Origin of the sequence: Aeromonas lusitana (assembly GCF_002812985.1) — a bacterium.
Classification (GTDB): Bacteria; Pseudomonadota; Gammaproteobacteria; order Enterobacterales; family Aeromonadaceae; genus Aeromonas; species Aeromonas lusitana.
Window position 1 is genome coordinate 89,313 of the sequence record NZ_PGCP01000013.1, and the last position, 25,568, is coordinate 114,880.

21 protein-coding genes are annotated in these 25,568 nt (G+C 59.9%); 9 read left to right on the forward strand and 12 right to left on the reverse strand.

Features of this window, described 5'->3' with window-relative positions; all coding sequences use genetic code 11:
• Positions 1–201 precede the first annotated feature (201 nt).
• On the reverse strand, positions 202–4,722 hold the full coding sequence (locus CUC44_RS09370; RefSeq protein ID WP_100859701.1) for a retention module-containing protein: 4,521 nt from the start codon (positions 4,720–4,722) through the stop codon (positions 202–204).
• A 563-nt stretch (positions 4,723–5,285) separates the two neighbouring features.
• On the opposite strand from CUC44_RS09370, the gene CUC44_RS09375 reads away from it, so the two are divergent.
• The gene (locus CUC44_RS09375; RefSeq protein WP_100859702.1) at positions 5,286–6,497 is read left to right on the forward strand and encodes a NupC/NupG family nucleoside CNT transporter; all 1,212 of its coding nucleotides are present in this window, start codon (positions 5,286–5,288) and stop codon (positions 6,495–6,497) included.
• Positions 6,498–6,785: 288 nt separating this feature from the next.
• On the opposite strand, the gene CUC44_RS09380 is transcribed toward CUC44_RS09375, so the two are convergent.
• A complete protein-coding gene (locus CUC44_RS09380; protein ID WP_050719164.1) occupies positions 6,786–7,028 on the reverse strand; it encodes a DUF3297 family protein in 243 nt (80 codons plus the stop codon).
• 141 nt (positions 7,029–7,169) lie between these two features.
• Here CUC44_RS09380 and CUC44_RS09385 point away from each other — a divergent pair, with 141 nt between their 5' ends.
• Positions 7,170–7,703 carry a metal-dependent hydrolase gene (locus CUC44_RS09385; protein WP_100859703.1) on the forward strand — a complete coding sequence of 178 codons (534 nt, stop codon included), beginning with the start codon at positions 7,170–7,172 and terminating at the stop codon, positions 7,701–7,703.
• A gap of 123 nt (positions 7,704–7,826) precedes the next feature.
• Here CUC44_RS09385 and CUC44_RS20935 read toward each other — a convergent pair whose 3' ends face one another.
• The 8 genes from CUC44_RS20935 to CUC44_RS09425 form a co-directional block, all read right to left on the reverse strand.
• Complete coding sequence (locus tag CUC44_RS20935; RefSeq protein WP_157812761.1) at positions 7,827–8,138, reverse strand: hypothetical protein; 312 nt, start codon at positions 8,136–8,138, stop codon at positions 7,827–7,829.
• A gap of 302 nt (positions 8,139–8,440) precedes the next feature.
• Positions 8,441–9,385 (reverse strand): hypothetical protein, encoded by a 945-nt coding sequence (locus CUC44_RS20940; protein ID WP_157812762.1) that lies wholly within the window; start codon positions 9,383–9,385, stop codon positions 8,441–8,443.
• Positions 9,386–10,575: 1,190 nt separating this feature from the next.
• On the reverse strand, positions 10,576–11,385 hold the full coding sequence (gene trpA / locus CUC44_RS09400; RefSeq protein WP_100859706.1) for a tryptophan synthase subunit alpha: 810 nt from the start codon (positions 11,383–11,385) through the stop codon (positions 10,576–10,578).
• Complete coding sequence (gene trpB / locus CUC44_RS09405) at positions 11,382–12,575, reverse strand: tryptophan synthase subunit beta (protein WP_050719160.1); 1,194 nt, start codon at positions 12,573–12,575, stop codon at positions 11,382–11,384. Before trpB ends, trpA begins: the two co-directional genes overlap by 4 nt.
• 66 nt (positions 12,576–12,641) lie before the next feature.
• The gene (trpCF, locus tag CUC44_RS09410) at positions 12,642–14,159 is read right to left on the reverse strand and encodes a bifunctional indole-3-glycerol-phosphate synthase TrpC/phosphoribosylanthranilate isomerase TrpF (RefSeq protein ID WP_167388848.1); all 1,518 of its coding nucleotides are present in this window, start codon (positions 14,157–14,159) and stop codon (positions 12,642–12,644) included.
• A complete protein-coding gene (gene trpD, locus CUC44_RS09415) occupies positions 14,159–15,172 on the reverse strand; it encodes an anthranilate phosphoribosyltransferase (RefSeq protein WP_100859707.1) in 1,014 nt (337 codons plus the stop codon). The genes trpCF and trpD overlap by 1 nt, the downstream gene beginning before the upstream one ends.
• A 10-nt stretch (positions 15,173–15,182) precedes the next feature.
• Complete coding sequence (locus tag CUC44_RS09420; RefSeq protein WP_100859708.1) at positions 15,183–15,782, reverse strand: aminodeoxychorismate/anthranilate synthase component II; 600 nt, start codon at positions 15,780–15,782, stop codon at positions 15,183–15,185.
• The gene (locus CUC44_RS09425) at positions 15,775–17,424 is read right to left on the reverse strand and encodes an anthranilate synthase component 1 (protein WP_100859709.1); all 1,650 of its coding nucleotides are present in this window, start codon (positions 17,422–17,424) and stop codon (positions 15,775–15,777) included. Before CUC44_RS09425 ends, CUC44_RS09420 begins: the two co-directional genes overlap by 8 nt.
• Before the next feature lie 425 nt (positions 17,425–17,849).
• On the opposite strand from CUC44_RS09425, the gene rnm reads away from it, so the two are divergent.
• From rnm to CUC44_RS09460, 7 genes are all read left to right on the forward strand, one after another.
• Complete coding sequence (gene rnm, locus CUC44_RS09430; protein WP_100859710.1) at positions 17,850–18,731, forward strand: RNase RNM; 882 nt, start codon at positions 17,850–17,852, stop codon at positions 18,729–18,731.
• A gap of 157 nt (positions 18,732–18,888) precedes the next feature.
• A complete protein-coding gene (locus CUC44_RS09435; RefSeq protein ID WP_167388849.1) occupies positions 18,889–19,509 on the forward strand; it encodes an L-threonylcarbamoyladenylate synthase in 621 nt (206 codons plus the stop codon).
• Positions 19,454–20,380 carry a segregation and condensation protein A gene (locus tag CUC44_RS09440; protein ID WP_244166749.1) on the forward strand — a complete coding sequence of 309 codons (927 nt, stop codon included), beginning with the start codon at positions 19,454–19,456 and terminating at the stop codon, positions 20,378–20,380. The genes CUC44_RS09435 and CUC44_RS09440 overlap by 56 nt, the downstream gene beginning before the upstream one ends.
• A 32-nt stretch (positions 20,381–20,412) precedes the next feature.
• Complete coding sequence (gene scpB / locus CUC44_RS09445; protein ID WP_100859712.1) at positions 20,413–20,997, forward strand: SMC-Scp complex subunit ScpB; 585 nt, start codon at positions 20,413–20,415, stop codon at positions 20,995–20,997.
• Positions 20,998–21,102: 105 nt separating this feature from the next.
• A complete protein-coding gene (gene rluB / locus CUC44_RS09450; protein WP_100859713.1) occupies positions 21,103–22,026 on the forward strand; it encodes a 23S rRNA pseudouridine(2605) synthase RluB in 924 nt (307 codons plus the stop codon).
• Between the two features lie 254 nt (positions 22,027–22,280).
• On the forward strand, positions 22,281–23,153 hold the full coding sequence (tesB, locus tag CUC44_RS09455) for an acyl-CoA thioesterase II (protein ID WP_100859714.1): 873 nt from the start codon (positions 22,281–22,283) through the stop codon (positions 23,151–23,153).
• A 28-nt stretch (positions 23,154–23,181) separates the two neighbouring features.
• On the forward strand, positions 23,182–23,553 hold the full coding sequence (locus tag CUC44_RS09460) for a glyoxalase superfamily protein (protein ID WP_100859715.1): 372 nt from the start codon (positions 23,182–23,184) through the stop codon (positions 23,551–23,553).
• A 48-nt stretch (positions 23,554–23,601) separates the two neighbouring features.
• Here the strand turns inward: CUC44_RS09460 and CUC44_RS09465 are convergent, their stop codons facing one another.
• Both CUC44_RS09465 and CUC44_RS09470 read right to left on the reverse strand, forming a co-directional pair.
• Entirely contained in the window at positions 23,602–24,780 is a 1,179-nt protein-coding gene (locus CUC44_RS09465; RefSeq protein ID WP_100859716.1) for a dicarboxylate/amino acid:cation symporter, read from the reverse strand.
• 117 nt (positions 24,781–24,897) lie between these two features.
• Complete coding sequence (locus CUC44_RS09470; RefSeq protein ID WP_100859717.1) at positions 24,898–25,533, reverse strand: class I SAM-dependent methyltransferase; 636 nt, start codon at positions 25,531–25,533, stop codon at positions 24,898–24,900.
• Positions 25,534–25,568: the final 35 nt, after the last annotated feature.

Below are 25,568 nucleotides of genomic sequence, written 5' to 3' on the forward strand. Positions count from 1 at the left end.
GCGAGCGGGCTAAAAATACCGCTTTGAGCGACGATGGGATTGGGGGCGCACTCGTTGGGAGTGAGGCAATGCAAGGTGGGAATCTTGTTCAGGCGCTGGCTCTTAAACGATGGGGAGTCGTGCTGTATCGGGTTGTGGATGGAGGGCAAGTCGGTATACAAAAAGCCCCCAACGATCGGGTCAGGGGCTTGGCTTGAGGGATTACTGGATAAATTGTTGTTGTGACAGCAACTCATCCAATACCGGATTCGGTATGGTATGGCTGAGAAGGTCAGGGGCATTGCCATCCGGCTGCGCCGGCATGCTCAGTGGCTCACCAGCAGTGCCCGTGGCGGCCTGACTGGCAGGCGCCACCTGGCTGAGCAGGCTGTCCATATCATCATGATTGAGCAGATCGTTGGTGACTATCCGGGTCTCTATCGGGCTGGCTGACTCAGCAGCGTTGTGACCGGTGGGCAATACGATGAGCTCATCCTGTGCCCCCGAGCCGAGCAATGGGGCAGAGAAGGCAGAGTAGGATGCCTTCTCCTGGGTCCACAGGGTCAGCGGTGAGGGAGAGATGCCCCCTTGCAGATCGGTGACATCGATGACCAGAGAAGTATCCGCGGTATCACCATCGCCGTCACGCAAGGTGAGCAGGAATTTATCCTGCCCATTCCCATGAATATCCTTGGCCTGATAGTCGTACTGCCCGGTTTCAAAGTTCAGTGCCAGCTTGCCGTTGGTCGTATCCAGCGTCAGCTTGGCGCCGTCGGCCACCTTGTTGTCAGTTGCACCGTCATGGAGGAAGATGCCCCCCTTGGCCTGCTCGTAGAAGTAGGTGCGGCCATCGTAGTTCAGGCTCTGCACCCACTCTCCCTCGACGGAATGCTGGGTGAGATCGCCGTGCAGCTGGCCTGGCACCGACTCGCTCAGGATGTTGACGACATCTGCATCTTCTACCTGAATGGCAGACCCATCCTTGCCAGCCAAGGGTTCCAGATACTCGAGTGAGGCACTTTTGCCAATGGCCAACATATTCATGTTGTCAAAGGGGTGGCCATGTTTGTCCATGATGTGATCCATGGATTCGCCCAGGATGAGGAACTGCTCAGCCTTGGTCGGTTCCACCCTGCCATTGAGCAGATCCTGATAATGTTGCTCTCCGCCCACCTCATCCGGGCTGATGCCACTCATCAGCCTGTCACGTATCTCCTGGGACTTGTAGGCCCCGCTTGCCCAATAACTGAAGTCAGAGGGAGCGCCGTCGGAGAGGAAATAGAACTGCTTGCTGGTTCCCTCCATGGCGGCCTGATCCTGCGGGTTGCCCAGAATAGCATCCACCTGGTTCAGGGCCTGGTAATAGGGCGTCCAGCCTGCCGGGGAGAGGGTGTCGAAGAACTTCTGGATATCGTCCAGAGAGTGCAGCCAGCCTGAGGTCTGACCATCTGGATAACCCGCATGGGTTGCAATCTTGAATTGCACGTCGCCCATCTTGTCATATTGTTCGAACATCGCCTTGATGGCCTGCTGGGAGATCGACCAGCGGGTGGTCCACTGACCGTTGCCATCGCGCACGTAGTCCTTCATTGAGCCGGACATGTCCAGCGCTATGATGACGGAGTTGAACTGCGGTGCCACATCGCCGACGGAATGGGTGATGGGGACAGGGGTGGGGGCGCTGTCGATGATATCGACGATCAGCTGCCCCTGGGTGAGCTGATTCCCCACCTGGATATTCATGTCGAAGGGGAGTGAGAGCAGATCCTTGCCGGGGAGGGAATGATCCAGCGGCCGGAAGAGATCCAGCTGATAGCTGCCATTCTGCGGATCCAGCTGTGCAACCAGCACATCGACCCTCTGGCCCCCTTCCATGATGAATCCGGTCAGTTGCAGGCCATCTAGGCTGACCTCGTAGCTGAGGGGATGACCGCCACTGCTGACGCTGGTACCGCTCTGTTGAGCCGCAAACTGATACTCGTGAGGCGTTGCATCGTGAGCTCCTGGCAAGATGCCTTCGCTGTGAGCCGGGGTCCCATTACCCAGATCGCTCTCCTGCAACTCAACATGGAGTGGAGCTGCGTCGGAGAGGGGATCCCCAATGATGGTGACATTGACCCTGGCCTTGTCGGTCGCCCCGTGGGTGTCACGGATGCTGTATTCAAACTCGATCGACTTGGCCTCTCCCGGGCGCAGGTCACGTTGTCCCGCCGGCAGTGTCTGGAGATATTTGGTGGCATCGAAGAACAGCTTGCCGTTCACCAGGGTGACGTAGTCCGGGTAGCTGCCCTCCACGATAGCGATCGCATCCTGATTGGGGTCCGAGTCATTGTTCAGCACGTCGAGGGAGAGGCTGCCCGTCTCGTTGGTTTGGAATGCTTGATCGAAGTGGGTCAGATCCGCGGTGACCTTGGTGATGAAGTACTCGGAGCCCTGGGGGTCGACGATGCCATCTTTATAGCCAATCGCCGACATCTCTATGCTGTCGAAGTAGCGGCCGCCGGCATCGATCTGGATGGTCTGCTTCCCACCCGAGGTGCCTTCGAAGATACCGCTCGCGACCAGCTCACCCTTATAAAAGGCTTTCCAGACACCGCGCTCACAGCCGGGCTCCCAACCACCACTGGCTCGATCGGACCACAGGTTCCTAACCTCAATGGTGGCATGATTGGCCAGCTGTCCTTGCTGGAAGGTAAAGCGCATGGCTTCACTCTTGTCTTCACTGTCCAGATAGCCGATCTGCCCCGCCTGTACCGCATCCGCGCCTGGTTGCTCGATGCCGGATTTCACGCCGTAACGGTGGTCGCCATCGCCGGTGTAATCTGACTTTTCGGCATCGGCGACCCTGGTCCCGGTCGTCGCATCTATGACGTAGTAATCCACCTTGATATCGCTGCTGGTCTCCCAGTTATCACCATCGAGGGTGACACTCTGCTGTCTGCTTAGGCCATCGTCCCGGGCATCCGGGGCTTCGTTGGTGCCTGTGACGGTGACGGTGACGCTGTGCTCGGCAGTGCCATCGGCGCTTTTTACCACGAAGGTCTCGCTTGGCAGGGTCTCGCCTTCTTTGAGGGCCTGCACGACGGGATCGTTATTGTCGAGCTGATAGGTCCAGTTGCCGTCGGCATCGATGGTGAAGGTGCCGTGGGCGCCCTTGATGTCGGTCTGGGGCTGGAACACGGCTTCGCCGTTGTCGACGTCGGTGGCGATCAGCTTGCCGCCGGTGGTGAGGGTCACGTCCTCTTTGACCGCACCCTGGTCAGCGCCCGGAGTGGCGACACCGATGGTGGCGATGTCATTGGTACCGGTGATGGAGACGGTGACGCTGTGTTCGGCGGAGCCATCGGCGCTCTTGACCACAAAGGTTTCGCTCGGCAGGGCTTCACCTTCTTTGAGGGCCTGCACGGCGGGATCGTTATTGTCGAGCTGATAGGTCCAGTTGCCGTCGGCATCCATGGTGAAGGTGCCGTGGGCGCCCTTGATGTCGGTCTGGGGTTGGAACACGGCTTCGCCGTTGTCGACATCGGTGGCAACCAGCTTGCCGCCGGTGGTGAGGGTCACGTCTTCCTTGACCGCACCCTGGTCAGCGCCCGGAGTGGCAACACCGATGGTGGTGTCGTCGTTGGTACCTGTGATGGCGACGGTAATTGTGTGCTGGGCGGAGCCATCGGCACTTTTGACCACGAAGGTTTCGCTTGGCAGGGTTTCGCCTTCTTTGAGGGCCTGCACGACGGGATCGTCGTTGTCGAGCTGATAGGTCCAGTTGCCGTCGGCATCGATGGTGAAGGTACCGTGGGCGCCCTTGATGTCGGTCTGGGGCTGGAACACGGCTTCGCCGTTGTCGACATCGGTGGCGACCAATTTGCCGCCGGTGGTGAGGGTCACGTCTTCCTTGACCGCACCTTGGTCGGCGCCCGGGGTGGCGACGCCGATGGTGGCGTCGTCGTTGGTACCTGTGATGGTGATGGTGACCGTCGCCGGAGCACTCTGGTTGCCATTGGGATCGGTGGCAATATAGGTAAAGGAAGCCTGCCGGCTTTCCCCTTCTTTTAGCGATTGAAACTCTGCGGGGGGGGTATAAATATAGCTGCCATCGGCATTTAATATCAGCTGGCCCTGCTCTACATCCGTAATAAGAAAATAACCTTGGGGGTTTATACCGTCATGATCGAGATCTTGTGCCATGGGGACTTGAGCATAAAGGTTCGGAGTATCTTCTGAAATAATATGCTGCTGATCAAAAGCGACTGGGTCGTGTTCTCTCTCTTCAGGAATGTACTCACCCAAAAGATCTTCATATCTGATAAATTCTGGCGTGTCATGTTCAGTGTCAAACCCGGCATTGGAAATAGTTGCCTTGTTGGTGCGCTCGGTCACGATAGCGCCCGCATTGCCAGAGGCTGCGGCTATACCCGATACACCGCCACTGGCGGTGGCCTGTGCGATTTCGGTGGGATCCCTGCCATCCAGGATAGCGTTCTGAATCTCAGCAAGCTCTTGCTCCTCCTTGGGCGACAAGGGCTCAATCTCGAGATCCATGGCGGGTTGGGTCGCTGGCTCGGATATATCAGAGATAGAAGAGGGAGGAGTGAGTTCCACTTCTGATGTGGAAACAAGCAATGATCCCTTGGGTATCAAGTCCCCTATTTGGACATTTTTTATCGAGCCATCGCTTAACACCAGCCAAGATTTATCCTGAGCCTGGGTAATCTGCATAGGTTGATCGAGCAGGGTTCTGAACATGTGATGTTTTTCCTAATAGACTGAACTGTTTATATTTTTGTTATTTATGATTTGATGCTATTAAAGGCGCTCATTATATGAGCTGTCATGTTCGTTCAGACGTAAAATAAAGATTTTTAAAAGATTTAAATAAAAAACGTTTTCAGATGGCTTGCACTTGGCGCCATGCCTAATGCTTTTCTAGTACCAATGCCCGATATTGATATTCATTTTCACAAGCAATGAGTCCTTGAGGTTTGAATATGGGTTGCCTTGTGGCGGTTATTTTGGGATCGATTATGCCAGCGACATAAAAAATACGGGGGCGAATCGTTTTACCGCTTTTTATGTGATGCAGATCACTGTACCATCGCCGCCCGACCTGCCAGTCGCCGTCTCTCCCGCGCGGCTGGCGTCACCGATACTCGCCGTCACCCGGAACGTGAATGACCCCAGGATGGGACCCGCCACTGAACCGTAGGTTTGTGGTTTGTGTGTCGCGTGGTCGGCACGCCCCGCCTGACGCCCTCGCGCCCCCCGTCTGCAGACTTGCCATATGAAACTCCTCTCTTCATAGGTGCAAGATGACCCTGTTATTGAGTCTGGTCGGCATGCTGGCCCTGATGTTTATCGCCTGGCTGGCCAGTGAAAACCGCCGTGCCATCCGCTGGCGCACCGTGCTCGGGGCCCTGGCCCTGCAGACTGGTTTCGCTGCCCTGGTGCTCTATTTTCCTCCCGGTCAGTTGCTGCTCGGCGCCATGAGCAACGGCGTCTCCGCCCTGCTCGGTTTTGCCGACAGTGGCATCCGCTTCGTGTTCGGCGATCTGGCGAGCAACGGCTTCATCTTCGCGGTGCGGGTGCTGCCGCTGGTCATCTTCATCAGCGCGCTGATCGCCGTGCTCTACCACTTCGGCATCATGCAGTGGGTGATCCGGGTGCTGGGGGGTGGCATTCACCGCCTGCTCGGCACCAGCCGCGCCGAGTCCCTGGTGGCCACCGGCAACATCTTCCTCTCCCAGGGGGAATCCCCCCTGCTGATCCGCCCCTTCCTGGCGGGCATGACCCGCTCCGAGCTGTTTGCGGTGATGACCTGTGGCATGGCCTCGGTGGCGGGTTCGGTACTCGGTGGCTACGCCGGCCTCGGCGTGGATCTCAAGTACCTCATCGCCGCCTCCTTTATGGCGGCGCCGGGGGGCCTCTTGATGGCAAAACTGCTGGTGCCGGAGCAAGAGCGGGTACGCGAGCAAGACGAGATGACTTTGGACAAGAGCGACTACAGCAACGCCATCGACGCCCTGGCAGGGGGCGCCATGGGGGGCATGAAGATCGCGGTGGCCATCGGCACCATCTTGCTGGCCTTCGTCAGCGTCATCACCATGCTGAACGCTGGCTTTGCCGCGGTCGGTGAGTGGTTAGGCTGGCCCGAGCTCTCCTTGCAGCTGCTGCTGGGCTACCTGTTCGCTCCCGTCGCCTGGCTTATCGGGGTGCCGAGCAACGAGATGATGGCGGCAGGCTCCCTGATTGGCCAGAAGGTCATCATGAACGAGTTCGTCGCCTATCTGGATTTTGCCAGCATCAAGGAGAACTTGAGCGCCCACACCCAGATCATCATCACCTTCGCCCTGTGCGGCTTCGCGAACCTGGGGTCCATCGCCATCCAGCTCGGCTCCATCGGCACCATGGCGCCGGAGCGCCGTCACGACGTGGCGAACATGGGCCTCAAGGCCGTGCTGGCCGCCACCCTGGCAAACCTGATGAGTGCGACCCTGGCGGGGATCTTCGCCTCACTGGGCTAAGGCCCGGGATTCAGGTCCAGAGAAGATGTCAGATCATTAGGTTAGCTAATGAAGTTGGCTGTTTAATCATAAAAAATGATAAAGCCCCGTCTCGCCACAAGGCCAGACGGGGCTTTTTATATGGTTGAGGTCGGATCCTCGGGCTGATGGGGTCGATGTCGGACGCAGAGTAGAGCATCGGATAGGAGACAAGACGGCTATCCGTGCACTTTGATGCTGAAAAACAAAACACCGGCGCTGGGCCGGTGTTTTGGATAGGCAGTCGAGCCCGTTAGGGCGCAGAAGTGCTTAGGCGTAGAAGGCTTCGACGGTGCCCTTGACGGTGATCAGCATGGCATTGCCATAGCGATCCTTGGCCTTGGGGGAGGGGATCTTCACCCAACCTTCACTGATGCAGTACTCCTCGACATTGGTGCGCACCTTGCCGTTGAGCCGAATGCCGATCTCGTGTTCGAAGCACTCCGCCACATGGTGCGGGCTGCGCGGGTTGGCCGCCAGACGGTCGGGCAGTGCCGGTTTGTTGTCGCTCATTTTATAGACCTGAGTGTGATAAAAAGTGGGTCATTGTAGGCAATGCCCGCCGTGGGCTCAAGGCTGGTGGCACGCAACTTCACCTTCACTTCACCGAGCGGGGGTAGGGTAGGCTCACGTTTTCAGTTGGAGCTTCACTCTATGCCCACCATCGTCACTCACGCCGCCGTCCCTCTCTGCCTTGGGCTCGGGCTTGGCAGCCGGATTATCTCGCCACGCCTGCTGCTGGCTGGGGTTGCCATCGCCATGCTGCCCGATGCCGATGTGCTCGCTTTTAAACTGGGGGTCGCCTACGGCCATGTCTTTGGCCACCGCGGCTTTACCCACTCATTGCTGTTTGCCTTTGCCCTGCCCACTCTGGCCATGCTGTTTCACCGCCAGTTAAGGGCCAGTGCCGCCACCGTCTGGTCGTTTCTGCTGGTCTCTCTGCTCTCCCACAGCTTGCTCGATTCACTCACCACCGGCGGCAAGGGGGTGGGCTGGCTCTGGCCGTGGCATGACGAGCGTTTCTTTGCCCCCTGGCAGGTGATCCGGGTCGCCCCCTTCAAGTTGGAGGACTATCTCACCGCCCGGGGTGAGGCGGTGATCCTCTCCGAGCTCTCCTTGGTCTGGCTGCCGGGGATGGTATTGATGTTGGTGTTGATGGGATGGCGGTTATGGAGCAGGGGACGGTAGTGGTGGGATTGGAAAGGGTTATTGGATATATCGTGGCTGAGCAAAAAAATCAAAACTTGGACACCCATTTTTTTTATTCTGACGATGTGATGTTCAGTTAAGAATAATGGGTGCCCTAATTTTTTATGCTTGTCGTTTTGATTTAATTTGAGCAAATGTTATAAGTGTCTGGCAAAATGCAACAACGTCTCCCATAGTTCTAAGAGAGTGTAGAGCAGGCCCCCAGTTAGCAGGCTCCCCCTCATAATGATGAACTTGCAACCAACCGCCCTGTCGTGCTGAATCATGAGTTGAATTTTTAATTTGAAAGGCTATCCCATGCCTTTCTCTAGCTAAATAAACATCAAATTCAGCATCTGTTTCATTACCAGATACTTCATAGCCATATTCTTCACCAATTGACCTGATTAGGTTTTTTGCTAACTGACGCTCCATTGTTTAATGCCTCTTTGGTTAATGTTAAAAACAGTGCGATTTTAAATGAAATTACACAAAGTCAAATTTAAGTGTTCTAGCTACACTACAAAAACCTAAATGATAAAAATTCCCGTCGGCACTATCCAGACTTAAATGCTTTGTTATGTTTATTTGCATCTCCGATGTCTGAAGAAAAATGTGGACATCCATCTTTTTGTGCGCAGGCAATACAGCGCCTTGCTCAGAAAGGTGGATGTCCTGATTTTTTATTGGAGTTAAGGCAGCATCGAAGGCGTCGGCCTTGAACGACTTGTTAGGCGTCAATGCTTAAATCTTCTCTGTGCATCAACGATATACGCGAGATCTCTACCCGGAGCCTTTAGCTCTGCCTCCTGAACCGCTATGTTCGCCTCACTTATCTTGAATGGCATCTCGGCGAGAGACTTAATTTTTAGCTTTACTAGAGACTCAACTACTTCAGCGGTAGTTGTCACAATTGTTCTTAATGTTCCCTGCGAGAATTTAGCATTTTGAATTTTCATGTACTGCTGATATTCGTCCAGAAGATGCAAGATTTCATCCTTAAGATGAACCGGATTTAGGTCTTTTTTATCGGATGCCTTGTTCATCCAGTTTTTGAGACGCCTAAATTTCATTTTGGCTTCCTCATCGTTACGCCAATCTATGATTGCTTCCCATGGGGTTTCATTTGTTGGTTGCGGAACACTAGAAAGAACTAGATCAAGAACAAGGCTTTTATTATTTATGGGGGAATTCTTGAGTTTATTTCTAAGTAATGATTCGCTGCTAAGAATAATTGGAACGTCATGCAGAGGGTTTCTAATATCTGCAATTGCCAACTCAGGTGTATTTTCGATAAGCAATTCGCTACGAGTAATCTCGGATAGATCATCTTCAATTGGATTATGATCGGGCTGAAAGTAGTGTGTACTTGAGGTTGTACGGATTACCCAGACAGGTAGATCCCTATTAAAATCCTCCATTTCCCATCCTGTTGCAAATGGATTATCTTTCGGAGAATTAAGTAGTCCATTATCGAAGAGCCACTCGAGTTCGGTTGAAACCCTGCGAATTTGTTCTTCGCTATAATAAGCCACCGAGAGTGGGAAGCGTGCACGCCGAGCACGAGGAATGCTAGTTAAGAAAGCAAGAGTGACATTGTCAACGATTAAGGCTGATCTTTTTAAGGCTTCTAGAGAGTCTTCACCGGTAAAAGGTAGTAAAGCGGTTCTTGATTTGTCCATTATTATATTCTTCGTAAGTTATTATGAACATTTTTCTTCGCAAATGTTCACGATGTACATTTATTGGCATTGCTACTAAGTGCGCCCATCATAAGTGACGCCCAACAGTGACTAGATATAAGACGGCAATAATCCGATAGCATAGCCTGCCGTATAACTCCGTTCTGCCCTGATAGTTGTCACGAAAAAATTAAATTAAATACAGATATTACCAATCTGACTCTGATACCTGAGCGTATTCGCTAGGTGTCTTCGTCGGTGGTGGCCAGACGTCAGCAAGGCTACCGCCACTGAGTTCCAGCTCCCATCCCGCTGCTTTTCACCCGTGAGATAGCAACAATTGCTTCTATGACACTCTCCCGAGAGATGGATTGTCGTTTGGCTATTTTAAGGGGCCGGATTGAGACATGGAAAGAGGATGTTGATAGAAATCTGAGCTGGCTCAATCAATTAGTGAAAACTGTTGCTTAAGTGAGCTGTCGGGTTAATGGGGGGGAGGGGTAATTCCCCTCACCCAGCTCTCTCCCAAGGGGAGGGGTGGCTTGTTCACTGTTGCACGGTAGCCTCAGGCGGGCACGGTTTTGATCCCCCCTCTTATTCGCTGAGGCGAGCCCTCTTGTCCAGGCCGTGAGGCAGGACGCCGAGCGAGCGGCGCTGGGCCATGGATGGCCCATCGGCGTGTGCCGTTGGACAAGAGGGTGAGCCGAAGGTACCCGACGTCAGTCGGGCGAATAAGCGGGGATGGCCTTTCTTTTGGTGACTTTTCTTTGGCCACACAAAGAAAAGTCACTCGCCCAGGCCCGAAGGGCGGGCGAAACCCCGTCGAGGGCGGAGCACTCGTGTCTCATGCGGCGCAACCGCATTAAGGGGCCGACTGCTGGCTCGGGAGTTCAGATTAACTCCGCCCGGATCGCGAACGTCCGAATACGCGGCGCTATTCGAACCTACGGTTTTGGGTATTAGGCCGAATTATGCGGGTTAGGCTGACGAAACCCCATCGAGGACGGAGTCCTCGAGTCCAATGCGGCGCAGCCGCATCACAGATCCTGATGTTCCTCACCCCAGCACTCTCCCAGAGGGCGAGGGGGCAAAGAGACAGGGCAGACAAAGGAAATAGAAAAGGTAGCCCGCTCGGGCTCCCTTGTTGCTTAGGTCAGGGCTGTGGGGCCAAGCCAGGCTCGGCCTGGGGATCAGGGATGGCGAGTCGCCGCCTTCATCCCTTCCACAAACTCTTTTAGACGAGTCAGCATATGTTCCGGATTTTGGTGGTGGGTCTCGATGATCTTCACCACGGCAGAGCCCGAGATGGCACCGGCGGCGCCGGCCTTGATGGCATCGCGTACCTGGGCCGGTTCGCTGATGCCAAAGCCGAGCAGGGCGGGGGGGGCCTTGAACTCGCGCAAGGAGTTGATGAGCCCTTCCACCGGCATGCCAGCCTTGGTCTCGGCGCCGGTGACGCCGGCGCGGCTCACCAGATAGGTGTAACCTGAGCCCAGTTCAGCCACGGCTTTCAGAGTCTCGGCATCGCCGTTGGGCGGGGCGATAAAGATGCTGTCGATGCCGTACTTGTCGGCGGCGGCCTTGTAGGGCTCGCACATCTGCACCGGCACGTCCGCCACCAGCACGGAGTCGACGCCCGCCTGCTGGCACTTCTCGTAGAAGCCGTCAATCTTGCGCACATAGACCAGATTCGCGTAGACCAGCAGGCCAATGGGCAGCTCCGGGTACTTGGCGCGGATCTTGGTGAGCAGACCGAAGCAGTCATCCGGGGTGGTGTGGCTGGCAAAGGCGCGAAGGGCCGCCCCCTGGATGGTGGGACCGTCTGCCACCGGATCCGAGAAGGGAATGCCGAGTTCCAGGGCATCGGCGCCCCCTTCGACCAGGGCATCGACGATGGCGAGCGACAATTCCGGGGTGGGATCCCCCAGCATCACGAAGGGGACGAAGGCGCCCTGCTTGGCTTGTGCTAACCGGGAGAAGAGTTGTGCGTAGCGATTCATGACAGGGTTCCTTCTTTTTCGAAGATGTCGGCGACGGTGAAGATGTCCTTGTCGCCACGGCCGGAGAGGTTGACGATCAGCACCTGCTCTTTCTCAGGCTCGCTGCGGGCGAGTTTCAGGGCATGGGCCAGGGCGTGGGAGGACTCCAGCGCCGGAATAATCCCCTCCGATTGGGCCAGTTCCTGGAACGCATCCAGCGCTTCTTTGTCCGTGATGGAGACATATTCTGCCCGGCCGATGGCGGCCAGATGGGCGTGCTGGGGGCCGACGGAGGGGAAATCGAGCCCCGCCGAGACGGAGTAGGACTCCTGAATTTGACCCTGGCTGTCCTGCATCAGGTAGGAGTGCATGCCAAAGAAGACCCCCTTGCTGCCGTGACCGAGCGGCGCACCGTGCTCGCCACTCTCGATGCCGTGACCACCGGGCTCGACGCCAATGAGGCGCACCGACTCATTCTCGATGAAGTCCGCAAAGATACCGATGGCGTTGGAGCCGCCGCCGACGCAGGCGATCACCGCGTCGGGCAGGCGCTCTTCCTTCTCGAAGCACTGGGCCTTGGCCTCTTCCCCGATCATCTTCTGGAATTCCCGCACGATAGTGGGGAAGGGGTGGGGGCCGGCGGCGGTGCCGAGCAGGTAGTGGGCACTGTCGTAATTCGCAGCCCAGTCACGCAGTGCCTCGTTGCAGGCATCCTTCAGGGTGGATGAGCCTGAATGCACAGGTATCACGGTGGCGCCCATCAACTTCATGCGAAACACGTTCGGCTTCTGGCGCTCGCAATCCTTGGCGCCCATGTAGACCCGGCACTTGAGGCCGAGCAGGGCGCAGGCCAGGGCCGTGGCGACCCCGTGCTGACCGGCGCCTGTCTCGGCGATGATCTCGGTCTTGCCCATGCGCTTGGCGAGCAGGGCCTGGCCCAGCACCTGGTTGGTCTTGTGGGCGCCGCCGTGCAGCAAGTCTTCCCGCTTGAGATAGAGCCGGGTCTTGGTGCCCTTGGTGAGGTTGCGAGTCAGGGTGAGGGGCGTCGGGCGACCGGCGTACTCGGTCAGCAGTTCCTCAAACTCGGCGATGAAGGCAGGGTCTTCCTTGGCATCGACGAAGGCCTTCTCCAGCTGGAGCAGGGCGGGGACGAGGATCTGGGGGACATACATGCCGCCAAATTCCCCGAAGAACGGATTGAGCAGTGTCATGAGACTATTCCTTGTATTTATAGGCGAAAGCGATTCATCAATTTGGTGCATGTTCACAGGGTGCGCTTACAGTTGGCGCAGGGCGCCAAAGGCCGCGGCGAGCTTCTGGGGATCCTTCTGGCCCGGCGCACTCTCCACCCCGGAGTTGAAATCAAGACCCAAACAGCCCACCTGGGCGGCTTGCAAGGCATTGTCGGCGTTCAGTCCGCCGGCCAGCATCAGGCGGGATTTATCGAGCCCAGCCAGCAGGGACCAGTCGAAGGCTTGGCCGGTGCCGCCGCTCTGGCTGCCCACTTTGGTGTCCAGCAGCAGGCGATCCGCCGGGAAGTCGAGGGCGGGCAGGGGCTCTCCGCTTGTCTTATCGAGAGTAATGCCCACGGCCTTCCAGATCTGGCAGCCTGGGGGCAGCAGGGGGCGCAGGCTCTCGATATAGGCGGCGTCCTCATCCCCGTGCAGTTGCACGGCGGCGAGGTTCAGGGCATCCACCGTCTTGGCGATGGTGGCGGCCTGGGCGTTGCGAAACACCCCCACATAGGAAAGTGGCGCACCCGCCATCACGGCGCGGGCGGCGGGGATGTCCACGTAGCGCGGGCTCTTGGACACGAAGATGAGACCACCGAAGACGGCGCCTGCCTGATGGGCGGCGGCGGCATCCTCGGCGCGAGTCAGGCCGCACACCTTGTTCTGGCCTAGGGTGAGCTTGCGCACCGCGGCCTCGAGATCGTCCTCTTCCATCAGGGATGATCCCACCAAAAAGCCCTTGGCATGCTGGCGCAGCTCGGCCACCTGGGCGCGGTTGCGGATGCCGGATTCGCTGATGACAATGCGATTGGCCGGGATGCGGGCAGTCAGCTGACCGGTGCGGGCGATGTCGACGCTGAGATCCCGCAGATCGCGGTTATTGATGCCGATGACCGGTGCGCCCAGCGCGATGGCGCGCTCCAGCTCTTCTTCGTTGCTCACCTCGGTCAGCACCCCGAGACCCAGCTCCTTGGCGACCGCGAACAGGGCGTTATAGCCCTCGTCGGTGAGCACCGAGAGCATCAGCAGGATGGCGTCCGCCTGATAGTGGCGGGCCAGATAGACCTGATAGGGGTCAATCATAAAGTCCTTGCACAGCACTGGCTGCTGAACGCGGCTTCGCACCCGAGGCAGAAACGCGAAATCCCCCTGGAAGAACTTCTCGTCCGTCAGCACAGAGATGGCGGTGGCGTATTTGCCATAGACATCGGCGATGGCCTCCGGGCTGAAGTCATTGCGGATCAAGCCCTTGGAAGGGGAAGCCTTCTTGCACTCGAGAATGAAGCGGGTAGCGCCTGCCCGCAGCTGCCCCTCGAAATCCCGATCGCTTGGCACCAAGGCACCCTTGAAGCTTTCCAGCGGCTGGGCGTCCTTGCGGGCGGCAATCCAGCCCTGCTTGGCGGCGACTATTTTGCCGAGGATGGTCTGGTTGATGGAGTCCATGTTCAAGAACGCATGGGGGGCAATGACGTCTGACATCTCGTTATCCTTGCGAAGTTGACTGCCCTTCGGGCGTTCTGAGTGAGTGCCTTGTGGGCGGCTCTCTTTGGTCGTGGCTGACATCATGCCTCCTGATGGCTCAGGGTAGCCAGTGCCTTTGCGAGGGCGCTGCACTCGCCGCTGGCGAGCTTGGCCAGCACCAGGGCGGCGGCTTGCTTGAAGTCCGGGGCCTTGCCCGCCATCACCAGCAGGGGCGCCACATTGGCGGCGATGGCGGCGTTGTGGGCCGGGCTGCCTTCACCCGCCAAAATGGCGGCCGTGATGGCGCGATTCTCTTCCGGCTCGCCGCCCTGGATGGCGCTGACCGGGTAGGTGGCGAGGCCAAAGTCCGCCGGGGTAATGAGGTACTCGCGAATTTCACCGTCCCGGATCTCGGCGACCTGGGTCGGACCGTGGATGGCGATCTCGTCGAGCCCAGCGCCGTGTACCACCATACCGGTTTTCAGACCCAGCGCCAGCAGGGTTTCGGCGATAGGGCGCACCAGTTCCGGTGCATAGACCCCCATCAGCTGGTAAGTGGGGCGGGCCGGGTTGATGAGCGGCCCGAGCACGTTGAACAGGGTGCGGGTCTTGAGGGCCTGGCGCACCGGCATGGCGTGGCGCACCCCGGCGTGGTACTGGGGGGCGAACAGGAAGCAGATGCCGAGCTCGTCGAGGCAACGGCGCGCCTGCTCTGGGCTCATGTCGAGCTTGATCCCCATCTTGTCCAGCAAGTCGCTCGAGCCCGATTTGCTCGACACCGAGCGGTTGCCGTGCTTGGCGACCTTGAGGCCGCAGGCGGCGGCCACCAGGGCCGAGGTGGTGGAGACGTTGATGGTGTTGAGGCCATCGCCGCCAGTGCCGACGATGTCGCAAAACGAGTAATCGGGGCGCGGGAAGTCGCGGGCCTCGGCCAGGAGCGCATCGGCGGCGCCGGCGATCTCCTCCGGGGTCTCCCCCTTGAGTTTGAGGGCGGTCAAGAGGCTCGAGAGCACGATGGGATCCACTTCGCCGCGCACGACCTGACCGAAGGCATCGCGCGCTTCATCGCGCGACAGAGACAGTCCCTGATAGAGGGTATTGAGATGTTGATGCATGGGGGTCTCCTTACCGCACACTGCTTTCGGGACGCGTCACGTGGGCGAGGGCCTGGGTGAGCAGGCGGGCCCCTTCGCTGGTCATGATGGATTCTGGGTGGAACTGGAAGCCGAGCACGCGCTCGCCGCTCTGCTCGACAGCCATGGGCATACCCTGATAGTGGGCGATCACCTGCAGCTCTTCCGGTACATAAGTCGCGACCAGGGAGTGGTAGCGGGCCACCGGCAGCGGGCTCGGCAGGCCGGCGAAGGCGCCGTGGCCGTTGTGCTCGATCAGGGATCGCTTGCCGTGGACGATTTCACCCGCCGCGCCGACTGTGCCGCCATAGGCTTCACACAGGGCCTGATGACCGAGGCAGATGCCGATGATGGGCACCCGGCCACGGGCCAGCTTGATGAGCTCAATCAGGCAACCCGCCTCGTGGGGCGCGCCCGGGCCCGGGGAGAGCACCAGCACGGCGTCGCCACCGGCGGCCTCGATTTCGGCCATGATGCGGCTCGCCGGCAGGCTGTTGCGGTAGATGCGCACCGGATAGCCCAGGGTGCGGAACTGATCGACCAGGTTATAAGTGAACGAATCGAAGTTATCGAGCAGGAAGATGTTAGTCATGGCGCGCCTCCTTGTGCTTCTCTGACTGGTGCTCCTGCAGGCTCAGGGCCTGCAGGGAGGTGCCATGGCTGGCGGCGATGGCGGCCAGCACGGCGGCGGCCTTGGCGCGGGTCTCGTCCGCTTCGGCTTGGGGCTTGGAGTCATAGACGACGCCGGCACCGGCCTGGACATGGGCAACACCGTCTTTGACGAAGGCGGAGCGGATGACGATGCAGGTGTCCATCTCCCCCTCACCGTTGAGATAGCCCACGGCGCCGCCGTAGCTGCCGCGGCGCTTGCCTTCCACCATGCGGATGAGCTCGCTGGCGCGCAACTTGGGGGCGCCGGTGAGGGTGCCCATGTTCATGCAGGCCTGATAGGCGTGCAGGGCATCGAGATCGGCGCGCAGGGTGCCCACTACCCGGGAGACCAGGTGCATCACGTGGCTGTAGCGATCCACTTTCAGCAAGTCCTTGACGTAGCGGGTGCCGGGCTCGGAGATACGGGCGATGTCGTTGCGGCCCAGATCCACCAGCATCAGGTGCTCGGCGACCTCTTTCTCGTCCTGGCGCAGCTCAAGCTCGATGCGGCCATCCAGGTCCAGGTTGATGCTGCCGTCCGGGTTGAGGCCACGGCGGCGAGTGCCGGCGATGGGGTACATTTCCACCTGACGGCTGCCCGCCTCGAACTTGACCGCGCTCTCCGGGGAGGCGCCAAACAGGGTGAAGCCCTCGTCCTGCACGTAGAACATGTAGGGGCTGGGGTTGGTCTGCTTGAGGCGACGGTAGGCGGCGACGGGCTCGGGGCAGGGCAGGGAGAAGCTGCGGGACGGCACCACCTGGAAGATGTCGCCACGGCGGATAAAGCCCTTGAGCTTCTCCACCTCGGCGCAGAACTGCTTGTCGTTCTTGTCAACCGCCAGCGCCCCGGTCAGCGGCTGGGTCCCCTGTTGCCTGGGTTGCGGCTGCTGGCAGGCCAGCTTGAAGGTCTCGAGACGGGAAGTCAGGCGGGCATAGCGCTCATCGAGCTGACTGTCGTCTTCGTCACCGCCGCCGAAGAGGCAGGCCAGCAGCTGGGTGCTCTGCTTGATGTGATCTATGGTGATCAGGGTCTCGGCCATGTAGAAGCAGTAGTCGGGGCAGTCGTTGCTGCCTTCCGGCACCTCGGGCAGATCCTCGAAGGAGGCGATGAGGTCGTAGGCGAAACTGCCCCCCATAAAGAGCGCCTCTTTACCGAGCTGGCATTGCAGCTCCCGTTGCAGGGTACGCAGCACGTCCAGCACGCTGATCCCCTTGAGGCGGCTGTCTTCGTCGAGCTCCCGATCGGAGGCCGGGAAGGCGAGGCGGAGCTCACCATTATCCTTGATACGGGTGATGAGAGCGGGCAGGCGCTCATCGAGCAGGGCTTGCAGGCGCTCACCGTTGTCGTTGAGGGCGCGCACCCGCACGGTGCGACCGCGGCACTCGATGCGAAGGCAGGCGTCTACCAGTAGCAGGCTCTGGGTGCCGGCCTTGGAGTCGATTTCCACGGATTCCAGCAGCAGGTTGTTGGGGCGGCCCTGGCAGAGCTGGCTGTAGAGCGCCAGCGGGTCCGTCACATAGGGGGCGTTGAGCCGGATGGTATCGAATTCGCCCAGGGGTAACCGGGTCTTGTTGCCTGTCATGATGCGTTCCCTTGCAGCTGTTCTGTGTAACCGATGTTCATGATGTTGAGTCTCTTGAAAATGGATGGTTTGGGTTGCCTCAGTGGGCCCGCCATCGCCCTGCTTGTGCGCTTATCAGAATTCTCGGTTTCATCAGATGTCCATTTGCCGGATAATAAAAAAGCCCGCTGGGGTCAGCGGGCTTTTTCTCTGGGTTCTTAATTTGCTGTCAGATTTCAGGTACAGCAACGACCACACGCCCGCATGTCAGGGAATGTGCCACCACCAGCTATGGGTCAGGGTGATTGTCGTTTGCATGATAAAATCCTGTATCGTTCTGTTTGCAATTGAAGTGTCTACAGAAAACGCTAAAGCCGCGGCCAAGTCAAGTCGCTTTTTTGCCGCTTTTTGCCGAGCGGGTCAGTCAACGAGAGCGAAACAAGCCGATGAGATTCGATCTTCACTGTCATACCACAGCCTCTGATGGCGTGCTATCGCCCTCGGATCTGGTGCGCCGCGCCGCCGAAAAAGGGGTCGAGGTGTTAGCGGTCACTGACCACGACACCCTCGCCGGGCTTGATGAAATCCGCGCAACGATCGCATCCGAGCAGCTGCCCCTGCGGCTGGTGAGCGGGGTCGAGATCTCCACCGGTTGGGAGCATCACGAAATTCACATAGTGGCGCTCGGGGTCGATGAACAAAACCCGGGGCTCACCGCCTTCCTGGCCGCCCAACTGGCTCGCCGGGAGGCCCGCGCCGAGGAGATAGGGCGCCGTCTGGAGAAGTGTCAGCTGCCCGGCACCTATGAAGAGGCCAAGGCTCTGGCGGGCGATGCCGCCGTGACCCGTGCCCATTTTGCCCGGGTGCTGATGGCGCGCGGGGTGGCGGACAACATGCAGAAGGTCTTCAAGAAGTACCTGAGCCGGGGCAACAAGGGCTATGTCCCCGCCGAGTGGCCCGAGATGGCGGTCGCCATCGAGGCCATTCATGGCGCCGGCGGCCTGGCGGTGCTGGCTCATCCGAGCCGTTACGATCTCACCGCCAAGTGGATCAAGCGGCTGCTGGTGGCCTTCAAGGCCGCAGGGGGGGATGCCATGGAGGTCTCCCTGCCCCAGCAGAGCCCCCAGGAGCGGGCCAATCTCGGTCAGTGGGCCAAGGATCACGATCTCTACATCTCGGTGGGGTCGGACTTCCACTTCCCCTCCAGCTGGACCGAGCTCGGCCGCCACCTCTGGCTGCCCAAGGAGGGGATGCCGCTTTGGCTCGGCTACCCCGGCCACTTCGGTCTCAGCTCAGAGGAGCATGCCAGCCTGCTGGCCGCCTGCTGAGGGGGCACAGGTGACGATGGTATGGCGGTGAAAATCCAGCCGATTTTAACTTTGGCGCGGGCGAGTCTGCACCAAAGGCGTTAAGGTAGTGTCATGGGCCGGGCGGCCCTTGACCATGAAGCGGGCACTCGCAGTGCCCCAATCGCGAGAACAGCATATGAGTCAGCATTTTTACGTACACCCGGATAATCCCCAGGTCCGTCTCATCGGCCAGGCCGTGCAGATCCTGCAAAATGGCGGCGTCATCGTCTATCCCACCGATTCTGGCTATGCCCTGGGCTGCCAGATGGGCAACAAGGATGCCCTCGAGCGCATCTGCCGCATTCGCCGCATCGAGCCGAACCACGACTTCACCCTGGTGTGCCGGGATCTCTCCGAAATCGCCACCTATGCCAAGGTGGACAATACGGCGTTTCGCCTCATCAAGAACAACACCCCTGGCCCCTATACCTTCATCTTCAAGGCGACCAAGGAAGTGCCGCGCCGCCTGATGAACGAGAAGAAGAAGACCATCGGCATCCGGGTGCCGGCCAACAACATAGCCCTGGCGCTGCTGGAAGAGCTCGGCGAGCCCCTGCTCTCCACCACTTTGATCCTGCCGGGTTCCGAGATGGCGGAGTTCGATCCGGAAGAAATCGCCGACAAGCTCGGCAAGCAGCTGGATCTGGTGGTCAACGGTGGCTATCTCGGCGAGCAACCCACTACAGTCGTGGACTTCTCCGATGACGAGCCCGTGCTGCGTCGTCGCGGCGCCGGGGATCCCACGCCGTTTGAGTAATGCTGCAGACACGGCTTCTGCCGAGGCATCGGCGGGAGCTGCGGGGGAGGCGAGCCTCCCCCTGCCCATTGCCACCGTCCTGGGGCAGCCCTATCACGAGCTGCCCCAGGATTTGTTTATTCCGCCGGATGCGCTGGAAGTGTTCCTCGACACCTTCGAGGGGCCGCTCGATCTCTTGCTCTACCTCATCCGCCGCCAGCAGCTGGATATCCTGAACCTGCCCATCCTGCAGATCACCGCCCAGTACATGGAGTACGTGGAGCTGATGCAGGGGCTCAATCTGGAGCTGGCAGCGGAATACCTGCTGATGGCGGCCTGGCTCGCCGAGATAAAATCTCGCCTGCTGCTGCCCAAGGCGCCGGAGCTGGAAGATGAAGAAGACGGGGAAGATCCCCGCGTCACCCTCATTCGCCGCTTGCAGGAGTATGAGCGCTTCAAGACGGGGGCCGAGCGCATGGACGCCTTGCCACGGCTGGAGCGGGAGATCTATGTGGCCAGCGCCTTGCCACCGGATTTTGGCGATCTCAAGCCGCTCGCGCCCGATGTTTCTCTGGTTGAGCTCGCCCTTTACATGCAAAGTGTGGTAAAACGCGCGACTCATTTTGAACATCACCAGATCCGCCGCGAACAGATCCCGACCCGGGTGCGCATGGCGGAACTGCTGGCCTTGCTCTCCCTGGGCCAGACCCTGCGCCTGGATCAGGTGCTCAAGGCAGAAGAGGGGCGCATGGGGGTGCTGGTGACGTTTTTGGCCCTGCTGGAGCTGTGCAAGGAGTCCCTTATCTGGATCCTGCAGGCCGAGCCCCTCGGGCCCATCCATTTTGCACTGGCCAGTGAGTCCGAGGAGGGCAACCGTGGCGCTGCCCACTGAACGACGCAAGGCGCCGCTGCCGGAGGCACCCCATGGCACTGCCTGCTGAGCGGCTGAAGAGCCTGATCGAGGCGGCGCTGTTTGTCGCTGGCCGACCGCTCTCGGTGAGCGAGCTCAAGGCCGGGGTGCTCGCGGACTATCCGGTCACCGGTCGCTACGTCCAGCTGCTGCTGGCCGAGCTCAAGAAAGACTATGGTGAGCGGGGGGTGGAGCTTAAAGAAGTCGCCTCCGGCTGGCGCTTCCAGGCTCGCCAGGAGTATGCCGAGGAGCTCTCTCGCCTCTGGAGCGAGCGGGCACCGCGTTACTCGCGGGCCGTGATGGAGACGCTGACGCTGATTGCCTATCGCCAGCCCATTACCCGGGCCGAAATTGAAGCCATCCGCGGGGTGGCGGTGTCGAGCCAGATCGTCAATACCCTGAAGGAGCGTGGCTGGGTGCGCAGCATAGGCCACAAGGAGGTGGTGGGGCGGCCTGAGCTGCTCGCCACCACCCGGGAGTTTCTGGATTATTTCAATCTGCAGAGTCTGGAGCAGCTTCCCGAGCTGGATCCCGAACTGCAGTCCCCCTTGTCCGGTATGCTGGGCGAGGGGAGTGGCGGCCAGAGCGTGCCGTCCTAGGAAGATGAGTATCAAGCGGTGGCGGCGAACCCGAGCGGGTGCCGTCACAGTAAGTCACCGTTGCCCTGTATAACGCGGGCAGCGATCAACAATCAGGTAAACCCGATGAGTGAAAAACTGCAAAAAGTATTGGCCCGCGCGGGTCAAGGCTCCCGTCGTGAGATGGAGGCCCTGATCACCGCAGGTCGGGTCAGTGTGGATGGCAAGGCTGCCACACTGGGGGATCGCGTCGAAGTGAACGCCGTGATCCGGGTGGATGGCCACCAGATCAAGACCCGTGCGGCGGAAGAGCAGATCTGCCGCGTGCTGGCGTACCACAAGCCCGAAGGGGAGATGTGTACCCGTCACGATCCGGAAGGTCGTCCTACCGTGTTTGATCGTCTGCCCAAGATGGACGGCGCCCGCTGGATTGCGGTGGGGCGTCTGGACGTCAACACCTCCGGTCTGCTGCTGTTCACCACCGACGGCGAGCTGGCCAACCGGCTGATGCACCCGAGCCACGAAGTGGAGCGGGAATACGCGGTGCGCGTGTTTGGCGAGATCACCGAAGCCATGTTGCAGCGCCTGCGCAAGGGCGTGCAGCTCGAAGACGGCATGGCCAAGTTCAACAAGATCAAGCCGGCCGGCGGTGAGGGCCTGAACCAGTGGTTCAACGTCACCCTGACCGAGGGTCGCAACCGTGAAGTGCGCCGCCTGTGGGAATCCCAGGAAGTGCAGGTCAGCCGCTTGATGCGCATCCGCTACGGTGACGTGACCCTGGATCGCGGCATTCCGCGCGGTGGCTGGAAAGAGCTGAAACTGCCCGAGGTGAACTACCTGCGTGGCCTGGTTCACATGAACTACGAGACCGAGTCCAAGGTCGATCTGCAGCAAGAGGGCAAGAGTACCCGCCACAAGCAGGCCGCCCAGATCCGCCGTGCGGTCAAGCGTCACAAGGACATGCAGGGCAAGGAGCCGCGCGCGCGCAGCACCACGGCCCGTCGCAAGCCAACCTCCTCTACCCGCAACTCGGGTACCGGCAGCAAGTAAGCCGGCGCCTTTGGCCTGATGTCCTAGGCCAGAGCCTGCAAAAGCCCGCACCCTCTGGTGCGGGCTTTTTCGTTATAGGGGGGAGGCGCTCATGTCAGCCGGCTTTGTTGCCTGAGGGGGTGCTCAGTTCATTAATCGTACTAATGCATTTTTATATTGATAAAATTTCCTGCTGAACCTGACCCGGGTAAGGGAGTGGTTGCTCTGCCCTGGCGGGCTTGTTAGCCTTTCTCGCACTGACACAGGAGAGATGAATGAGCAAGGTACTGGATGAGCTGCTGGCACTGCTGGCGCTTGAAAAAATCGAGGAGGGCCTGTTTCGGGGCCAGAGCCAGGATCTCGGGTTGCGATCCGTGTTTGGCGGACAGGTGATGGGGCAGGCCTTGTCAGCCGCCAAGCAGACGGTGGCCGGCGATCGCCAGGTGCACAGCTGTCACTCCTACTTCCTGCGTCCCGGCGATGCCAACAAGCCCATCGTCTACGACGTGGAGAACATCCGCGACGGCCAGACCGTCTCCACCCGTCGGGTCAAGGCCATCCAGGGCGGCAAGCCCATCTTCTATCTCAACGCCTCGTTCCAGGTGGAGGCCGAGGGCTTCGAGCACCAGGCCCAGATGCCGGCCGGCATCACACCCCCGGAGCAGCTCAAGAGCGAGCTGGAGCTGGTGCGCCCCTACGAGCAGATGATCCCGCCGGCCCTGCGGGACAAGATCCTGTGCGAGAAGCCCATCGAGATCCGCCCGGTGACCCTGGTCGACCCGATCCGGCCGGATGTGCACGAGCCCCTGCGCTACACCTGGTTCAAGGCCAACGGCCCTGTGCCGGACGATCAGCGGGTGCACAACTACCTGCTGGCCTATGCCTCTGACTTCCACTTCCTGTTCGCCGCCCTGCAGCCCCACGGCGTCTCCTACTGGGAGCCGGACATGCAGGTGGCGACCATAGATCACTCCATGTGGTTCCACCGGGAGTTCCGGCTGGACGACTGGCTGCTCTACGTGGTGGATAGCCCGAGCGCCAGCGGTGGCCGTGGTCTGGTGCGCGGCCAGTTCTTCACCCGTGACGGCGTGCTGGTGGCCAGCACCATGCAGGAAGGGGTGATCCGCCGCCGGGGCGCAGGCGCATGAACGGCTCAAACGGCCAGGGGGTGAGCCTGTGATAGTGCCTGTCTTGCGCAGCTTCGATGAAGGCAAGTTGCGCGCCTTCTACCTCGACTACCTGGGGTTTGTCATCGACTGGGAGCACAGGTTCGCGCCGGACATGCCGCTCTACCTGCAGATCTCCCGAGGGGACTGGATCATCCACCTCTCCGAGCATCACGGGGATGCCTGCCCGGGGGCGGCCCTGCGCCTCTCCACCGACCGGCTCGATGCGCTGTTTGCGGAGTGGCGGGCCAAGGGGTATCCGAACGCCAGACCCGCCATTGAGACCATGCCCTGGGGTTGCCGGGAGCTAACCGTGCGGGATCCCTTCGGCAACCGGCTGGTGTTTACCGAGCCGCTGCCGCCGGCAGAAAACGCCTTATAAAAAAACGGGAGCCACTGGCTCCCGTTTTTTATTGGCTGATTTGGATTGTCAGGCCGCTTCCTGCTCGGCGGTCGGCAGGCTCTCCTCGCCCTTGGCGAAGCGATCGGCCCAGAGGGCGATGACGCCGTCGCCGGTGACGTTGCAGGCGGTGCCGAAGCTGTCCTGCGCCAGGTAGAGGGCGATCATCAGGGCGATGGAGGCCTCACCGAAACCCAGCATGGAGGTGAGCAGGCCGAGCGCCGACATGACGCCGCCACCGGGGGCACCGGGGGCCGCAATCATGATGACGCCCAGCATCATGATGAAGGGCAGCATGGTGGAGAGGCCCGGAATGGCCAGGTGCTCGGAGAGGAACATGACGGCGGTGGCGCAGGTCACCAGGGTGATGGTGGAGCCGCACAGGTGGATGGTGGCGCACAGGGGCACGGTGAAGTTGGCGATCCCCTCGCTCACCCCGTTGTTCTTGCTGGCCTTGAGGGCCACCGGGATGGTGGCGGCGCTGGACATGGTGCCAAGGGCGGTGAAGTAGGCCGGCAGCATGTTCTTGATCAGCATGGTGGGTGAGCGACCCAGCGCCAGACCGGTGCCGACGAACAGCACGGAGAGCCAGAGCCAGTGCATGGCGATGGCCATCACCAGCACCACGCCGAAGGTCTTCAGGGTGGCGAAGACGGTACCTTCCACCGTCATCTCGACGAAGACGCCGGCGATGTAGAACGGCAGCAGCGGGATGATCACCTTGGCCAGCAGGCGGTCGATGATGTCACGACCCTGATCGGCGACCCGGCGCAGGTCTGTGGCCTGGGTGGCGCTGATGCCGATGCCGAACACGAAGGCGGCGGCCAGGGCCGACATGACCCCGAACAGCGGCGGTATCTCCAGATTGATGTAGGAGCTGAGCTTGATGGCCGCCTCGGCGGTGGGCTCGGCGGCCGTGGTCAGGCGCGGGATCAGGTTGCTCGCCACCGTGAAGGCGAACAGGCCCGCCAGTATGGTGGAGCAGTAGGAGAGCGCCACCGTCTTGCCCAGCAGCTTGCCGGAGTTCTTCGGCAGGCTGGCGATGCCGCTCATGATGAAGAACAGGATGATGAGGGGGATGGTGAAGGTGATCAGCTGACCGATGACCGTCTTGGCCGTAAACAGCACGCGTGCGACCCATTCCGGGGCGTAGAGACCGAGCAGGAGACCGGCGAGTATGCCGGCAATCAGTTTAAGGACAAGTTTCATGCATTAATCCAGGTGTTGGTGTCTGTTTTGTTATTTAATCTTGATTTTGATGCTGCTTTTTAACACAAAAACCGCATCTTGTCTGTCTGCGCCTGGTTAACTTAGAGTTAAATATTGTTATCTTAATGCGAAATCGCGTCGAGCCCCCTGCTTGGAGCGACGGCCGCGATATTGATTAATTGCGGCGGGATTGGCATCGCGGATCAGCAGGGCATGCAGCCAGCGTCCTTGGTCTCCCTCATCGCTGTGCCAGCACGCCTGCAGTTCAAGGGGCAGGGGGGCGATGAGCGCGGCGAGGCGCGCCTCATCGAGGCGGGTGCGCAGGGGATACTCCTCGCGCGTGTCGTCTTGTGGCTGCTTATGGTGTTGCTGTCCCTCGAGGAGAGGAAAGGAGCAGTAGAGCGGCCCCCGGGGCCTGAGCAGGCTGGCGAGGTGAGTCAGCACGGGGGCAAGATCGGCCTCGGCGAGGCAGGGCAGGGAGGCGCTGGCCCAGATGCCGTCGAAGGGCAGCACGTTGTGCATCTGCTCGAAGCGGCACACCCGCACCGGCTGGCCGCACAGGCGCGAGGCCGCTTTGGCCTGGCTCAGGCTGGCATCAAAAGCGGTGACCACGAACCCCAACTCGCGAAAATAGCGCAGATCTTCCCCCGCACCGCACCCCGCTTCCAGCAGATGAGCGCCTTCTGGCAGCAGGGCCAGGAAGCTGTCGTGGGCCAGGGGGGCGAGCGGACTGGATAAGGATTGGGCGGACATGGACACGGGATCACCTCGATTCGGGGGCGGCTATT

What these genes read in the sequence shown, in the direction of transcription:
- CUC44_RS09370 (WP_100859701.1), bottom strand. Translation starts at nt 4,722, where the DNA reads ATGTTCAGAACCCTGCTCGATCAACCTATGCAGATTACCCAGGCTCAG.
- CUC44_RS09375 (WP_100859702.1), top strand. Translation starts at nt 5,286, where the DNA reads ATGACCCTGTTATTGAGTCTGGTCGGCATGCTGGCCCTGATGTTTATC.
- CUC44_RS09380 (WP_050719164.1), bottom strand. Translation starts at nt 7,028, where the DNA reads ATGAGCGACAACAAACCGGCACTGCCCGACCGTCTGGCGGCCAACCCG.
- CUC44_RS09385 (WP_100859703.1), top strand. Translation starts at nt 7,170, where the DNA reads ATGCCCACCATCGTCACTCACGCCGCCGTCCCTCTCTGCCTTGGGCTC.
- CUC44_RS20935 (WP_157812761.1), bottom strand. Translation starts at nt 8,138, where the DNA reads ATGGAGCGTCAGTTAGCAAAAAACCTAATCAGGTCAATTGGTGAAGAA.
- CUC44_RS20940 (WP_157812762.1), bottom strand. Translation starts at nt 9,385, where the DNA reads ATGGACAAATCAAGAACCGCTTTACTACCTTTTACCGGTGAAGACTCT.
- trpA (WP_100859706.1), bottom strand. Translation starts at nt 11,385, where the DNA reads ATGAATCGCTACGCACAACTCTTCTCCCGGTTAGCACAAGCCAAGCAG.
- trpB (WP_050719160.1), bottom strand. Translation starts at nt 12,575, where the DNA reads ATGACACTGCTCAATCCGTTCTTCGGGGAATTTGGCGGCATGTATGTC.
- trpCF (WP_167388848.1), bottom strand. Translation starts at nt 14,159, where the DNA reads ATGTCAGCCACGACCAAAGAGAGCCGCCCACAAGGCACTCACTCAGAA.
- trpD (WP_100859707.1), bottom strand. Translation starts at nt 15,172, where the DNA reads ATGCATCAACATCTCAATACCCTCTATCAGGGACTGTCTCTGTCGCGC.
- CUC44_RS09420 (WP_100859708.1), bottom strand. Translation starts at nt 15,782, where the DNA reads ATGACTAACATCTTCCTGCTCGATAACTTCGATTCGTTCACTTATAAC.
- CUC44_RS09425 (WP_100859709.1), bottom strand. Translation starts at nt 17,424, where the DNA reads ATGACAGGCAACAAGACCCGGTTACCCCTGGGCGAATTCGATACCATC.
- rnm (WP_100859710.1), top strand. Translation starts at nt 17,850, where the DNA reads ATGAGATTCGATCTTCACTGTCATACCACAGCCTCTGATGGCGTGCTA.
- CUC44_RS09435 (WP_167388849.1), top strand. Translation starts at nt 18,889, where the DNA reads ATGAGTCAGCATTTTTACGTACACCCGGATAATCCCCAGGTCCGTCTC.
- CUC44_RS09440 (WP_244166749.1), top strand. Translation starts at nt 19,454, where the DNA reads ATGACGAGCCCGTGCTGCGTCGTCGCGGCGCCGGGGATCCCACGCCGT.
- scpB (WP_100859712.1), top strand. Translation starts at nt 20,413, where the DNA reads ATGGCACTGCCTGCTGAGCGGCTGAAGAGCCTGATCGAGGCGGCGCTG.
- rluB (WP_100859713.1), top strand. Translation starts at nt 21,103, where the DNA reads ATGAGTGAAAAACTGCAAAAAGTATTGGCCCGCGCGGGTCAAGGCTCC.
- tesB (WP_100859714.1), top strand. Translation starts at nt 22,281, where the DNA reads ATGAGCAAGGTACTGGATGAGCTGCTGGCACTGCTGGCGCTTGAAAAA.
- CUC44_RS09465 (WP_100859716.1), bottom strand. Translation starts at nt 24,780, where the DNA reads ATGAAACTTGTCCTTAAACTGATTGCCGGCATACTCGCCGGTCTCCTG.
- CUC44_RS09470 (WP_100859717.1), bottom strand. Translation starts at nt 25,533, where the DNA reads ATGTCCGCCCAATCCTTATCCAGTCCGCTCGCCCCCCTGGCCCACGAC.